Annotated in this window: 10 protein-coding genes and 5 tRNA genes; 2 read left to right on the top strand and 13 right to left on the bottom strand. The window is 43.5% G+C overall.

Annotated elements, in window-relative coordinates:
- Positions 1-161: 161 nt before the first annotated feature.
- Positions 162-2,294, bottom strand: coding sequence for a TonB-dependent siderophore receptor (locus AC3CKG_RS23225; protein ID WP_488529464.1), 2,133 nt, complete (start codon positions 2,292-2,294; stop codon positions 162-164).
- A gap of 555 nt (positions 2,295-2,849) precedes the next feature.
- On the opposite strand from AC3CKG_RS23225, the gene AC3CKG_RS23220 reads away from it, so the two are divergent.
- Positions 2,850-4,154, top strand: coding sequence for a dicarboxylate/amino acid:cation symporter (locus AC3CKG_RS23220; RefSeq protein WP_009845411.1), 1,305 nt, complete (start codon positions 2,850-2,852; stop codon positions 4,152-4,154).
- Between the two features lie 214 nt (positions 4,155-4,368).
- On the opposite strand, the gene AC3CKG_RS23215 is transcribed toward AC3CKG_RS23220, so the two are convergent.
- The 3 genes from AC3CKG_RS23215 to AC3CKG_RS23205 all read right to left on the bottom strand — a co-directional run bounded on the left by AC3CKG_RS23215 (position 4,369) and on the right by AC3CKG_RS23205 (position 6,970).
- Entirely contained in the window at positions 4,369-5,754 is a 1,386-nt protein-coding gene (locus AC3CKG_RS23215; protein ID WP_488529463.1) for a histidine kinase sensor domain-containing protein, read from the bottom strand.
- The gene (locus AC3CKG_RS23210; RefSeq protein ID WP_017104767.1) at positions 5,751-6,416 is read right to left on the bottom strand and encodes a response regulator transcription factor; all 666 of its coding nucleotides are present in this window, start codon (positions 6,414-6,416) and stop codon (positions 5,751-5,753) included. The genes AC3CKG_RS23215 and AC3CKG_RS23210 overlap by 4 nt, the downstream gene beginning before the upstream one ends.
- Before the next feature lie 80 nt (positions 6,417-6,496).
- Complete coding sequence (locus AC3CKG_RS23205; RefSeq protein WP_009845414.1) at positions 6,497-6,970, bottom strand: LabA-like NYN domain-containing protein; 474 nt, start codon at positions 6,968-6,970, stop codon at positions 6,497-6,499.
- 155 nt (positions 6,971-7,125) lie between these two features.
- Here AC3CKG_RS23205 and AC3CKG_RS23200 point away from each other — a divergent pair, with 155 nt between their 5' ends.
- Entirely contained in the window at positions 7,126-7,677 is a 552-nt protein-coding gene (locus tag AC3CKG_RS23200; RefSeq protein WP_488529462.1) for a DUF4174 domain-containing protein, read from the top strand.
- Positions 7,678-7,745: 68 nt separating this feature from the next.
- Here AC3CKG_RS23200 and cobA read toward each other — a convergent pair whose 3' ends face one another.
- From cobA to AC3CKG_RS23155, 9 genes are all read right to left on the bottom strand, one after another.
- Complete coding sequence (gene cobA, locus AC3CKG_RS23195; RefSeq protein ID WP_249632949.1) at positions 7,746-8,522, bottom strand: uroporphyrinogen-III C-methyltransferase; 777 nt, start codon at positions 8,520-8,522, stop codon at positions 7,746-7,748.
- A gap of 296 nt (positions 8,523-8,818) precedes the next feature.
- Positions 8,819-9,634, bottom strand: coding sequence for a formate/nitrite transporter family protein (locus tag AC3CKG_RS23190; protein WP_017109568.1), 816 nt, complete (start codon positions 9,632-9,634; stop codon positions 8,819-8,821).
- 123 nt (positions 9,635-9,757) lie between these two features.
- Positions 9,758-10,081 carry a nitrite reductase small subunit NirD gene (nirD, locus tag AC3CKG_RS23185; protein WP_004731122.1) on the bottom strand — a complete coding sequence of 108 codons (324 nt, stop codon included), beginning with the start codon at positions 10,079-10,081 and terminating at the stop codon, positions 9,758-9,760.
- A 15-nt stretch (positions 10,082-10,096) separates the two neighbouring features.
- A complete protein-coding gene (gene nirB / locus AC3CKG_RS23180; RefSeq protein WP_076670776.1) occupies positions 10,097-12,655 on the bottom strand; it encodes a nitrite reductase large subunit NirB in 2,559 nt (852 codons plus the stop codon).
- A gap of 699 nt (positions 12,656-13,354) precedes the next feature.
- A tRNA-Cys gene (locus AC3CKG_RS23175) sits at positions 13,355-13,428 on the bottom strand.
- Positions 13,429-13,492: 64 nt separating this feature from the next.
- Positions 13,493-13,579, bottom strand: a tRNA-Leu gene (locus AC3CKG_RS23170).
- Between the two features lie 80 nt (positions 13,580-13,659).
- Positions 13,660-13,735: transfer RNA gene (locus AC3CKG_RS23165), tRNA-Gly, on the bottom strand.
- A gap of 50 nt (positions 13,736-13,785) precedes the next feature.
- Positions 13,786-13,859 (bottom strand) — tRNA-Cys (locus AC3CKG_RS23160).
- An 83-nt stretch (positions 13,860-13,942) separates the two neighbouring features.
- Positions 13,943-14,029: transfer RNA gene (locus AC3CKG_RS23155), tRNA-Leu, on the bottom strand.
- Positions 14,030-14,105: the final 76 nt, after the last annotated feature.

The raw sequence follows: 14,105 nt of genomic DNA, 5'->3' as shown, positions 1-14,105 counted from the left end.
TATAAGAAGAAGGTCAAATGAATTTTATTGATAAGCAGTCTCATTATCATTAAAAGTCACTCACATTACTAGGGATATTTTACTAAATAGCAGAATCACGAAAGGGGAAAGCCGAAACTTTCCCCTTATATTTATGCTAGCAATAGTACCCTACTAACAAATTAGTATTTTACCTGTAAAGTTGCCATGTAGTTACGACCTTCGCCAACAACAACGCTGCTTGTGCTGCCACCTTCAAGGTAGTCAGTATCAAACAAGTTTTCTACGTTGAAACGTGCAACAAAATCTAGGTTTTCGTCATACTTCATTGTATGAGACACACCCATGTCTACACGAGTGTAAGCATCTTTTTTGAATGTGTTAGCGCTTTCTGTGTAACGCTCACCTACATGATAAATACCTAGGTTTACATCAGTACCGTTGTTGAATGCATAAGTAGACCAAATGCTAGCCGTAAACTCAGGAACGTCTGCTGGAGTTTTACCTTCAAGTGCAGGGTCATTTTGGTATTCAGCATCCAAGAACATGGTTGATGCACTCAAAGAGAATGCTTCAGTCATGTATCCGGTAGCCGACAGTTCTACACCAGTATGAACTTGCTCACCGACTTGGCTTGTGCGTGTCTCTTTGCCGTTATTGCTTGCTGGATCTAGGTCTTCAGTCACTTGCATATTCGATTGAGTGATCTGGAACAAGGCTCCTGATACAAACAAACGCTCATCAAACAGTTCCCACTTAGAACCTAGCTCGTAAAGTGTGCCCTTCTTAGCATCTTGAGACTGACCAAAGTTCACGTCATCTTTATCTGTGATTTCGCCAACAGGTTCGAAACTTTCAGAGTAAACCGCGTAAATAGAACCATTAGACGCTGGTGAATAAATCACACCAAGCTTAGGAAGAATGTTGTTGTAGCTCTCTTCTTGATTAGAGCTGCTCGTCGTTTTGTCGTAAGCGAAACGCACGCCACCAAGTACTTGCCATTGTTCAGTCAGCGTTACTAAGTCTTGAACATAAAGACCGTAGTGTTGGCTTTCAGAGTGAGACACTTCATTGTCGTTCTTGTAGCTAACGTTAGAAGGCATATCAAAGCCGTTACCACATGCAGCAGCTGCTTCAGCTTCAGTTGCGTTAACACATGTGTAGCCAGAATCGTATAAACGCTCGTAATCGTAATGTAGGCCATTCACACCAACAAGTAGGCGGTGGTTTACACCTAGTGCATCGAAATCACCAGTAAAATCTACATAAGCCGTGTCAAACGTCCACTCGTCGTGACGATCTGATACTTTGTATCCATATCCAGTAATGTTGCCACTTTTATCTTTCTGCGAATCTACACCGTTATCAGATTCAGTACGTTGACGCTCATAGAACTGACGGCTGATGCCAGCCTTCACAGACCAAGCGTCGTTCAAGTTAGCGGTTACGGATGCACCGTAGTTTGCAACGTCGTTATCGGTTTGAGCAAAGCGTTGATCATTAACCGTGTTAGGGTCGATAGCCTTGCCTGTAGAAGTATCGATTTTAGAACCATTGTCTAAATCGCCCTCTTCAATAGTGCGGTCGTAATGAACAGACAACATGATGTCTTCGTTGATATCGTAATCAACAAATAGACCACCAACAAAGCGGTCAGTCTCTACATCTGTGCCATCAAAACGTGTGCGGTAAGAGTCTTGGTTTTCTTGTGAAACAATAAGACGGGCACGTAAAGTTTGATCATCGTTCAATGAGCCACTTACATCAGCAGTAGTACGAGTGTAGCTATCAGAACCAATATCTTGGCTTACGTTAACTTGAGTTTCATATGTTGGCTTCTTAGAAACCATATTCACAAGACCACCAGGAGCAGACTTACCGTAAAGTAGACCAGCTGGGCCTTTCAATACTTCAACTCGCTCCAAAAGCTCTACTGGTTGGCGGTAATGAGACCAGTGTTGAACACCATCACGCAGGTAACCAGAGCTACTCTCCAAATTAAAACCACGAAGCGTGAAACGCTCACGGTTAGTTGACTTAGAACCCGCACCAACAGATGCGTCGTTCTTAAGAACTTCACCTAACGTACTTGCACGCTGTTCATCGATGATTTGCTCATCGATTACTGAAACTTGTCCCGGAGTCTCTAATTGAGTCGCCTCCATTCGCATCGCTGTTGTGTTTGTGTCGGCTTTGTAACCGTAGTCGCGACCTTCAACAACCATGTGCTCGTCTGTTTTTACTGTTTCTGCCAATACTGCTGGTGAAGCTAATACTGCGCCGATCACTAAAGCCAATGGGCTCTTTGAAAACATGTCCTTTACTCCGCTTTATTCTTTTATTCGAGCACTTTTTATTTATTCGATGTGCTCGTTGAACCGTTTCCGGTACCACTAATCATTTCGGGAGTGAATATAAGTGATAATTATTACCATTTGCATTAAATTTACATTCTTTGCATTCGTAAAGCTTTGTAAAGGCGCATATCTAGTGGTTTTAACAGGTTCCACAAATCCAATTCGATACAGATATTTACAGCTCGTTTGAATAGAAAACCTTGTAGTTATCTTCGAATCTTCTGAAACACCGTTATTTGCTTGGTCTATTTAAGATATGACGATCGATAAGAAAATTGTCTTGTCTTATTTACTACCTTTGAAACGACGGATTTATGTATAAAACCCTCGATAAATGTAAATAAATAGTGAATTACTTTGTTTTTATTTGTTTAATTTACACAATTATCAGTGATTGTGATCACATCTATAATTTCAAACTCATTTTTTGTTTTTCGATTTGAACAACCGACTGCTAATCTCCTGCTCACTTTGAAAAGGTATCAAAGTTATAAATAATAAGGAGTGTTCTAAATGAATACCAAGAAACCTATGTCTCTAACTGGTCGAGTTATCCTCGGTATGGTCGTGGGCATATTAACGGGGTTTGCCATTCAATCCCTTTTTGCAGACAGCGGATTTGTTAACAACTACATCGTTAACGGACTCTTTGAAGTAGGCGGACAGATTTTTGTCGCCAGTTTAAAAATGCTTGTTGTACCTCTAGTCTTCGTTTCACTAGTGTGCGGTACAAGCTCTCTTAAAGATTTATCAACTCTTGGCCGTATGGGGGGCAAAACGCTTGCACTTTATATCGGTACTACAGCCGTTGCTATCACTCTAGCACTTACTATCGGTAACCTGTTCCAGCCTGGAGCTGGTGCGGATCTTACTGCTGCGAGCTCTTTCAAATCAGCTGATGCCCCTTCTTTGGGCCAAGTAATCATCGACATGTTCCCAACCAACCCTATTCAGGCGATGGCTGAGGGTAAAACGCTGCAAGTTATCGTATTTGCTGTGTTGTTTGGTATTGCAATCAGTGCAGCGGGTAAACCTGGTGAGCGTATCGCCGCGGTTTTCTCTGACTTGAACGAAGTGATCATGAAGCTTGTCGCTCTTCTGATGAACCTTGCACCTTACGGTGTGTTCTTCTTGATGGCGAAGCTGTTCTCTGGCCTTGGTTTAAGCGCAATTTGGAACCTAGCAGAATATTTCTTAGTGCTTGCAGGTACCCTACTTCTACACGGTTTGGTTACCTACAGTGCGATGCTTAAAGGATTCACAGGCCTAAGCCCGATTACGTTCTTACGTAAGATGGAAGATGCAATCATGTTTGCGTTTTCAACTGCCTCTTCGAACGCAACGATTCCAGTCACAATGGAAACGGCTAAAAACCGCATGGGCGTAGACAACAAAGTCGCTTCATTCACAGTACCACTAGGTGCAACAGTGAACATGGATGGCACAGCTATCATGCAAGGTGTTGCAACTGCGTTTATCGCACAAGCTTATAACATCGACCTGACTATGGGTGATTACCTAATGGTTATCCTAACAGCGACATTGGCGTCTGTTGGTACTGCAGGTGTTCCTGGTGTTGGTCTTGTTATGCTAGCGATGGTATTGAACCAAGTTGGTCTACCGCTTGAAGGTATTGCTCTAATCATGGGTGTTGACCGCCTTCTTGATATGATTCGTACCGCAGTAAACATCACAGGTGATAGTGCCGTAACTATCATCGTTGCTAAGTCTGAAGGTTCTCTTGATGAGTCTCGCTTCAACGACCCGGCAGCTGGTGAGAAAGAAGAAGAAGTTAAGCTAGCACGCCAACAGGCATAATCTAGCTTCTTACCTTCAAGCTGAGGCGTAATTAATGGCTATGCCTTAGCTGATAATGAAAAAGGTATAAACAAAAACGCCACTGCATCTGCAGTGGCGTTTTTTATTGGGCTATGTTTCTAAGCTATATTTCTTAGTTATATTTCTAAGCCATGTTTCTCAGCAAGCTTTCAGTCATAGTTAGCTATGGAGCACGACAGATAAAAACAGAAAGCTAATCGGCGATTGGGAACATAAGGTTCACTCTAAGCCCTCCACCATCTCTATTCTTAGCAGTAACGTGCCCATTCATCACACCCATCGCTTCTTTAACAATCGCAAGGCCTAACCCGTAACCACCAGACTGTTTATCGCGCGCTGACTCTATGCGAGTAAACGGGTCGAATATCCCTGCAATCTTGTTGTCAGGAATGCCATCACCGTCATCTTCCACGGATATGACACTGTAACGTTTGTCGGTTAACAATTCGTAAGTCGTCACGACAACATGAGCATTCTCACCGGCGTATTTAATTGCGTTACCGACCAAATTACCAATCACTCTGAGAAGCAACCTCTCGTCAACATGAACCATTGATGTCGGCGTCTCTAAATCGCCCACTAAGGTTTGGTTCGGCTTCAAGTCGTTTTGCATCTGCGCGATGAGCATCGAACAGTAATGCTCAAGATGCATCAAGCTTAACTTGGAGTCATAACGAGACGTTTCAAGGCGGCTGAATTCAAGGATTTCCCCCACCAGCTTATTCATCTCTTCAGTTTCGCTTTCCATTCGCTCAAGCAAGCTAATGCTCTTATCATCGACCTTGCTGCGCAAAAGATGTAAGGCGAGATTTTGCCTTGCCAATGGCGTTCGTAGCTCATGGGACACATCACGAATCAAACGACGCTGCTTTTCTGCCAGTGACTTAATCTCACGAGTCATATGATCAAAATCATGGGCAAGTTCGTTGAATTCACGCGTGGTTGAATCAAGCTCAGACACAACACTCACCGAGAAATCCCCTTGCGCTAATCTTCGACTCGCCTCCCTTAAACGATCCAGAGGTTGCTGCAGGCTTTTTGCCATAATAATGGAGAACAGCGACAATACGACCAATGCAATCAAGGCTTTCAGCATGTAGGAATATGGAGCAAAGGATTTAGCCGGATGAAACTGGTGCGGTAGTTGAATGACTAAAGTGTTGCCATTATTCAGTGGCAAACCGAAGATAGGCTTACTGACGCGATCGCTCAACTGATGATCTAAGGTACGCAAGTACTTGAGTTTGAATTCAAAGTGCGGGTGCATGTGTCGATGAGTAATGGGTCGATTATTATCATCGATAACAAACAGATAGTAGCCTTGAGCATTACCCCAGTCGGCTAACTCATCCATATCCCCTTCCTCAATCAGCACGTTGGCTTGATAGGCTAGGTCGAGCATTTCAGACTTTACCGACTCAGGTACCTTCAATAAGGCTTTCATCAGCGCTCGTTCCGCCACACCTTGAAGGATCAAGATGCTTACTAGGATCACCGTCAGATAGCTGAATAATTGAAACGTTAAGCCATCCTTACGCTTGGCAATAAAATCAGGGCAACGCAGCAATTTTTTACTCATACCCCTACCGACTCTAGGTAACTGTAGCCTTTACCTCGAACAGTTTTGATATGTTGCTTGGACAAACCAGCCTGAACCAATTTTCGACGTATATTACTGATATGCATATCTAAATTACGATCGAAAGGGCAAAGCTCTTTCTTAAGAACATGGATTTGAAGGTCAGATTTCGATACAACGATCCCGTCGTTTTTGACCAAGTAATCAAGCAGATCTTTTTCTGTCCCGGTTAGTGGTAAACGAGAAAGTTGTTCACACAAACCATGGTTAGATGAAGCTAAAGACTGTCTCTGACGCTCGAAACCAACACGGCGCAAGATCACCTTAATGCGGGTCAGCAGTTCAGGGACATTGAAAGGTTTGGCGATGTATTGGTCGGCACCCGCTTGATATCCGTCGAGCATCGAGGCATCGTCGTTAAGAGCGGTTAGCATAAGAATGGGGGTAGCAAAGCGCTGACAAATTCGTCTAGCAACTTGAATACCGCTGAGGTTAGGTAGCATCACATCAAGTAACACTAAATCAACAGGGTGAGACTGAATGAACTCAAGCGCAGACTCGCCACAATGAACGGTATCAACGTGATACCCTTCATTTTCTAAGACTTCACCCAACAATTCACATAACTGAATATCATCATCAACAACTAAAACGCGCGACATCATACAAACCGATAAATAATAATAGTTTGCATTTTAATTATCGTTATTATTGATTTCAATTATAAAATGCGAGATTTACCCTATAGTAAGAAATCTTTTTCAATCGGTACAAATTTTGAGGCAGAATCGATAAGATTTTGAGCAGTTAACCCCGGTACACCATACACTTCAACTGGCTTACCAAATCGTTCTTTGATTCGCTCAACAAGGATTTCGAAATCACCGTCACCAGATACTAAAACAATGGTATCAACTGTCTCAGCAAGTTCTATCGCATCTAACGCGATACCGACATCCCAATCCCCCTTTGCGCTTCCATCTCGACGCTGAATAAACGGTTTTAACTTTACGTTAAAGCCAACACCACGAAGGATGTGGTGAAATTGACGCTGTTTTGGATCTTGGCTAGAGATCGCGTAAGCATTGGCTTCAACCACGTTACGCCCTTCCGTGGCAACATACCAAAACTGGTTATAGTCGAAGTTAGAACGGTATTTGTCACGCGTTGTATAGTAAACGTTCTGAACGTCGACCAAAATTGCTATGTTTTCCATAAATTCATACCTTTAGATTTTCCGTATACCCTATTCTATTCAACTCTAAAATGCGAGCCGCTTTCTTTAATAAAAATGAACTCATTAGCTATGCTTAACGTAGTTGATATTAGTTTAACTCAGAGCTTGTTCGAGATTATCAAGGAAGGTGGAACATGCAGTACCGACAAACAATTAGATCATGTATTCGCAGCGACACCAACGGCTCAGTGTTGCCACGTTGCTGTGCAGCGTTAGCCAAAGCATTATCCAAATCAATAAAAAATCTAGTAACAAGCGCGGTTATGTTTATGATTCTGTCAGTCAACTCGCTACACGCTTACCCAGCCTATTCCCATTCCAAATTACTCCCTCATCGCAGCGTGATCTATTTCGCGCCAACGGAAGACTCTGTCGTTAAAGCGTTTCTCAATGAAGTACTGATAAACAACTGTCAATTGGACGAACGTGATGTGGTCGTGATGGTAATAGCAGAAAGTGGCTATACCGTACCGACATGGCTTGATGAGGAGTTTAATCTAGAGGCAGTAACGAGCATCTATGAGATACAAAAAGGGTCGCATACCGCTGTTTTAATAGGTAAAGACGGACAAGAGAAGCACAGATGGAGCGGAAAAACCGATTGGAACCTGATCACTAACCTGATTGATGAGATGCCGATGCGTAAACAAGAAATGCAGCGACAAGGCAGCCGCTGCAGTATTTGATTCTTAGTCAGCTAAGCCTTTGGTTAACTATCAACCAAGCTAACAAGCTAAGCTTGATCATCAATCACTTAAGCTTGCTTGTTAAACCAAGCCAGTTTTTCATGGAGCTGAGCAACACTTCCAACAACGATAAGTGCTGGGCTTTTTGCGACACTCGCAAGGTTAGCTAAGTCACTCAAACCACCACGGAACACTTTCTGTTCTTGGCGCGTACCATTTTCAATAATCGCAACGGGCATGTCTGATCGCATACCGTTATCAAGCAAGTTTTTCTGAATGTTCGGGCTCTCTTTCAGACCCATGTAGAACACAATCGTGTGGTTGTGCTGAGCAAGCGAGCGCCAATCAATATCTTCACCGTCTTTCTTAAGATGGCCAGTAATGAATTGAACGCTTTGGGCGTGATCTCTATGTGTAAGCGGAATCCCCGCGTAAGCCGTCGCGCCTGCCGCTGCCGTGATTCCGGGTACCACTTCAAACTTCACACCATTTTCAGCGAGAGTTTCACACTCTTCGCCACCACGACCAAAGATAAACGAGTCACCGCCTTTAAGGCGAACAACATGCTTATTTTCTTGCGCTTTAGTTACGAGCAGTTGGTTGATCTGATCTTGTGGTACACAGTGATGGTCGAGCTTTTTCCCCACATACAACATTTCTGCATCGGCGTTAGCCATTGCCAAAATATCTTTAGATACCAAGCGGTCATAAACGACCACATCAGCCTGTTGAATAACACGTGCCGCTTTGAGGGTAAGTAAGTCAGGGTCACCAGGGCCCGCGCCTACTAATGAAACCAATCCTTTGGTTACTTCTTTAACATTCGATGACGATACTTCTGACATGCTGTGCTCCGAAGGTTTGCTTGTTTTATCTCAAGCTTCAATCTATGTGATAAGTCACTGTATTAATGATGACTTATCCAAATCCTTAACCCTTAGACTATCAGGTGTTGAGTTAAATATTCAGTCTAAATACTAACGAAGATAGAAGTAATTATAACAAAACAGTCTATTGCAGCTATTTTACTCAATAAAAATCAACGCATTGATGATGTTTAAGGCTTTCGAACTAAAAAAGCCCCAAACATGTTGTTGGGGCTCTTAATCTCATACTAAATTACGTTTCACCGTATTCAGAATTACTTAGCACCTAGAGAAGGAGCGGTTCTAGCATGTGTTAGGAACAAAGGAACACATGTTAAGAACAAACCACCAACGATGTTACCAAGGATTGTAGGGATAAGGTTGAAGTTCAACCATGTTGCGATACCGAAATCAGCGCCTAGAATCATACCCAGTGGGAATAGGAACATGTTTACTACTGTATGCTCGAATACTAGTGCGAAGAAGATGAAGATTGGGAACCACATCATTGCTACACGACCAGACACAGTACGTGCTGTCATGTTACCAATCACGCCTAGACATACCATTAGGTTACAGAAGATACCGCGTACGAAACACGTGATCCATCCGTCCATACCCATGTTTTCAAAACCTAAGCTACGAGCTGTAGAAACCGCAATGAACTTTTGTGCGACTGCGTTTGGATCTAAAGAGAAGTTACCCGTTAATGAGATAGCAACCAATACCGCAACGATTAGAGAACCGATGAGGTTACCAAGGCCAACAATACCCCAACAACGTAAAACACGACCCCAAGTCACACCTGGGCGGTTATCGAATTTCGCTAAAGGAGCAAGGCCAAATACACCCGTTACTAGGTCGTAGCCCATAACACTTAGAATGACGAAGCCCACTGGGAACACAAGCGCGCCAACAATACCAATGCCTGTTTGCACAATAGTCGTAATTGCCACAACAACAGCAAGAGAAAGAATGATGCCTGCCATTGTGCTTCGAATCAGAAGATCGCGAGTACTTGTTTTCGTTTTCGCTTCACCCACATCGATCATCGTTTGAACGAATTCAGCTGGTTTAAAATCAGGAGACATAAGATTGTCCTTAAAAAGTTAAAATTAAAAGTTAAAATTGGATAGGAAAAGGCTCTAGCTGCCGAACTAAGGCAATGTCGGGAACTAGAACCCTTGAACTATCAAATCTTGTTACGTATTCGATTATGCTGAGATTTCAACAGCACCTTTGGTAATACGAGCTTTATACGCTTTCACGCTGAAGTTCTCGTCTTCCATGCACACACCTGTTGCTAGGTTAAAGCGTTGCTTCTTAAGTGGGCTCGCCACCCAAAGCTCACCTTTGTGTTCAACCGTTAAACCGCGAGATAAAACGTTTGATTGGAAAAACGGGTCAGTATTACTAATAGCGAACACTTCTTCGGCTTTCGTTGGGCGGAAAATAGCAACTTGCTCACCACCAACCAATGCACAAACACCGGTACCTGGAATAATATCTTCGATCTTACAAACTTTGGTAAATGCCATGATGTCGTCTCCCAATTAAACCAGTTCAACGTGAAGGATGTCGCCCTTCGCTTCTGGGTGTTTCTCTGTGAATGTCGCTGGACGGTGTTGTTCACGGCCATCGTCAACAAACACAACGTTTTCATCACGGTCATCAGCATTGATGAAATGTGAGAAGCGCTTAAGTTGAGCTTCGTCGTTGATAGTGTCAGTCCACTCACAAGCGAAGTTACCCACTAAGCCAGCCACGTCAGCTTCAAGCTGGTCGTTGATGCCAAGTTTGTTATCAACAATCACTTCACGTAGGTAGTCAACGCCACCTTCTAGGTTGTCCATCCATACCGAAGTACGTTGCAGTGGCGCAGCCGTGCGGATGTAAAACATCATGAAACGGTCGATGTATTTCAGCAATGTTTCTTGGTCTAGGTCGCTAGCCAGTAGGTCTGCGTGACGAGGCTTCATACCACCGTTACCACACACGTACATGTTCCAACCCGCGTCAGTCGCGATAATACCTAAATCTTTACCTTGAGCTTCAGCACACTCACGAGTACAGCCCGACACACCAAACTTCATCTTATGAGGAGTACGGATGCCTTTGTAACGGTTCTCGATCATCACGCCTAGGCCAACTGAATCTTGAACGCCGTAACGACACCAAGTTGAACCAACACATGTCTTAGCCATACGAAGTGCTTTTGCGTAAGCTTGGCCCGTTTCGTAACCTGCAGCGATTAACTTCTTCCAGATTGCTGGTAAGTCATCTTTCTGAGCACCGAACAGACCTATACGTTGTGCACCTGTGATTTTGGTGTACAGGTTGTATTCAGCCGCCACATCCGCAAGAACACTAAGTGCTTGAGGTGTTACTTCACCACCTGCCATACGAGGGATAACAGAGTAAGTACCGTCTTTTTGGATGTTACCTAGGAAGTTATCGTTGGTATCGTGCAGTTTCACTAGTTCAGGCTTGAGGATGTGTTCACCCCAGCAAGAAGCAAGAATAGAACCCGCTAGAGGTTTACATACTTCACAGCCGTAGCCTTTACCGTATTTCTCTAGTAACTCATCGAATGTTTTGATTTCTTCGATACGAATCAGGTGGAAAAGCTCTTGGCGAGAGTAAGCAAAGTGCTCACAAACGTCGTTCTTCACTTCCACACCTGCTTTAGCAAGTTCAGCGTTTAGCACTGAAGTCACAAGTGGAATACAACCACCACAACCTGTACCTGCGCCAGTGACTGCTTTGATATCACCAATGGTGTGATGACCTTCAGCAACCGCTTGAGCGATCTTGCCTTTCGTTACATCGAAACAAGAACAGATAACGGCAGTTTCTGGTAAAGAGTCCGCGCCAAGTGTTGGTTTTTCAGCACCTGCGTGAGCAGGAAGAATCAATGCATCTGGGTGTTCTGGTAGCTCGATTTCATTCAGCATTAACTGTAGAAGATCGCCATAATCAGATGTGTCACCGACCATTACGGCACCAAGCAACTTCTTGTTATCTTCAGAAACGATGATGCGTTTGTAAACTTCAGACTCTTCGTTTTGGTAAACGTAGCTCTTACAACCCGGTGTACGACCATTTGCGTCACCGATAGAACCCACTTTCACGCCAAGAAGCTTCAGCTTCGCTGACATGTCGGCACCTTCAAATGTGCTTTCGTTACCAACAACGTGGTCAACAGCAACGGTCGCCATTTTGTAACCAGGAGCAACAAGGCCGTAGAACGTTTGGTTCCAAGACGCACACTCACCGATTGCGTAAACATCTTTGTCTGTCGTTTGACAGTGATCGTTAATCTCGATGCCGCCACGAGGTGCAATACCTAGGCCCATTTGACGAGCAAGTTTGTCTTGTGGGCGAATACCAGCAGAGAATACGATGAAATCAGTTTCTAGCTCAGTTCCGTCTGCAAAACGCATCACGTTACGAGCTTCAGTGCCTTCAGGAGCAATTTCTAGCGTGTTTTTGCTTGTATGAACGTTTACGCCCATACGTTCGATTTTTTGACGAAGTTGGTTACCACCCGCTTGGTCAAGTTGCTCAGCCATTAGCTTAGGAGCGAACTCAACAACGTGTGTGGTTACGCCAAGTGCTTTCAGTGCACCCGCCGCTTCAAGGCCTAGTAAGCCACCACCGACAACAACACCAGACTTTGAGTTCTTAGCGGTTGCTTCAATCGCTTTCAAATCTTCAATTGTGCGATAAACGAAACAGTCTTTACCTTCGTGACCTTTGATTGGCGGAACGAATGGGAAAGAACCAGTTGCAAGAACAAGTTTGTCGTATTGAATTTCACGACCTGTGCTTGAGTAAACAGTCTTTTTCTCACGGTTAACGTTAATTGCACGTTCGCCGATCAGCATGTTGATGCCGTGTTTCTCGTAGAAGCCTTCTTTAACTAAAGAAAGTTCGTCCGCAGTATGGTGTGAAAAATAAGAAGAAAGGTGTACACGGTCATAGGCTACGCGAGGCTCTTCACAGAACACCGTGATGTCCATGTTAGCGACATCTGTCTTCTCGACTAAATCTTCGATATAGCGATGGCCTACCATCCCGTTACCGATTACGACTAGCTTCATCTTGCTCATAAGAATTCCTGAAGGTTATATATTTCTTAACTACACGAATAATGAATTATGAAAGAAAATGAAAATATGATGTAAATCAATTACGAAATCGAACTACCCAAAAGGGGTAGGACAAAAGAGGTAGATCTGCTTAATTATCAGTCAAAGCAAACGAATAACCGTAGGTTTGGTAGGGTTTAGAGGGGTTTTATATACACTTCAACGCATTAAGAAGTAGGTTGTAAACTTTCACAATAGGTTAGCAATAACGTAAGTAAATGACAATCATTTTCATTTAAAGACTTGAGAAGTGTAAGAACTCATGAAAGCGTTACAGGTTCATGAGTAACTATGTATAAATGTGAAGAACTTAATGCCTAAAACCTCAGACGGCATACTCGTCGAACTGTCTATTTTACTCACAAACACCACACCCGATTAACAGTTAGTTTGGCAAACACGTAAATGGAAAAGTTTGATTTAAGTTTTATCTCAAAACCAGCCCCTACTCCGGCCACATATCTAAAGTATTTAAACGGCTAATAGAGTAACGAAGCCACTAGACCAATTCAGAATTAAGAAATTAAGAAATTAAGAAATTAAGAAACTTAAAATGCAATAACAGATAGTAAACGTCAGCAGTTTCGAGGAATCGCGAGGATATGAAATTTCAGATAGCAAAAAGGCCAGCATTTCTGCTGGCCTTTCAACGTTGAATAGTGGAGGCGCCTCCCGGAGTCGAACCGAGGTCCACGGATTTGCAATCCGCTGCATAGCCACTCTGCCAAGGCGCCTTCAATAGTGTTTAAAGAGAACAACTCTGTTGATTACTACCAAACAAGGTAACAATCAAATAGATGGTGCCCCGGGCCGGACTTGAACCGGCACAACGCGAACGTCGAGGGATTTTAAATCCCTTGTGTCTACCAATTCCACCACCAGGGCACGCAATTCTTTATTGCGATGCCGATTACTGAAAAGTAAAACACCATCTTAATGTCAAAATGAATCAACATTACAAAATTTGGAGCGATACATCGGGTTCGAACCGATGACCTCAACCTTGGCAAGGTTGCGCTCTACCAACTGAGCTAGTATCGCAATTTCATTCTTCTAATTTCTTACCTTATCAAAACGTAAGAGAAAGAGAATGGAGGCGCCTCCCGGAGTCGAACCGAGGTCCACGGATTTGCAATCCGCTGCATAGCCACTCTGCCAAGGCGCCTTAATCAACATATAAATATATTGAAGTGTTTAAAGAGAACCACTCTTTGTTCAACACTCTACTTAAAGTAGAAACTAGATAGATGGTGCCCCGGGCCGGACTTGAACCGGCACAGCGCGAACGCCGAGGGATTTTAAATCCCTTGTGTCTACCAATTCCACCACCAGGGCAACGCAATCATGCGATGCTGATTACTGAAGAGTAAAACACCATCTCTCTGCGACCTAAGCCGAGAGAACGAGGTGT

This window comes from Vibrio sp. QJM3NY_15, from assembly GCF_057785995.1.
Note: the sequence above shows the minus strand (reverse complement) of the source record. Positions and strands in the feature narration are given on the sequence as shown.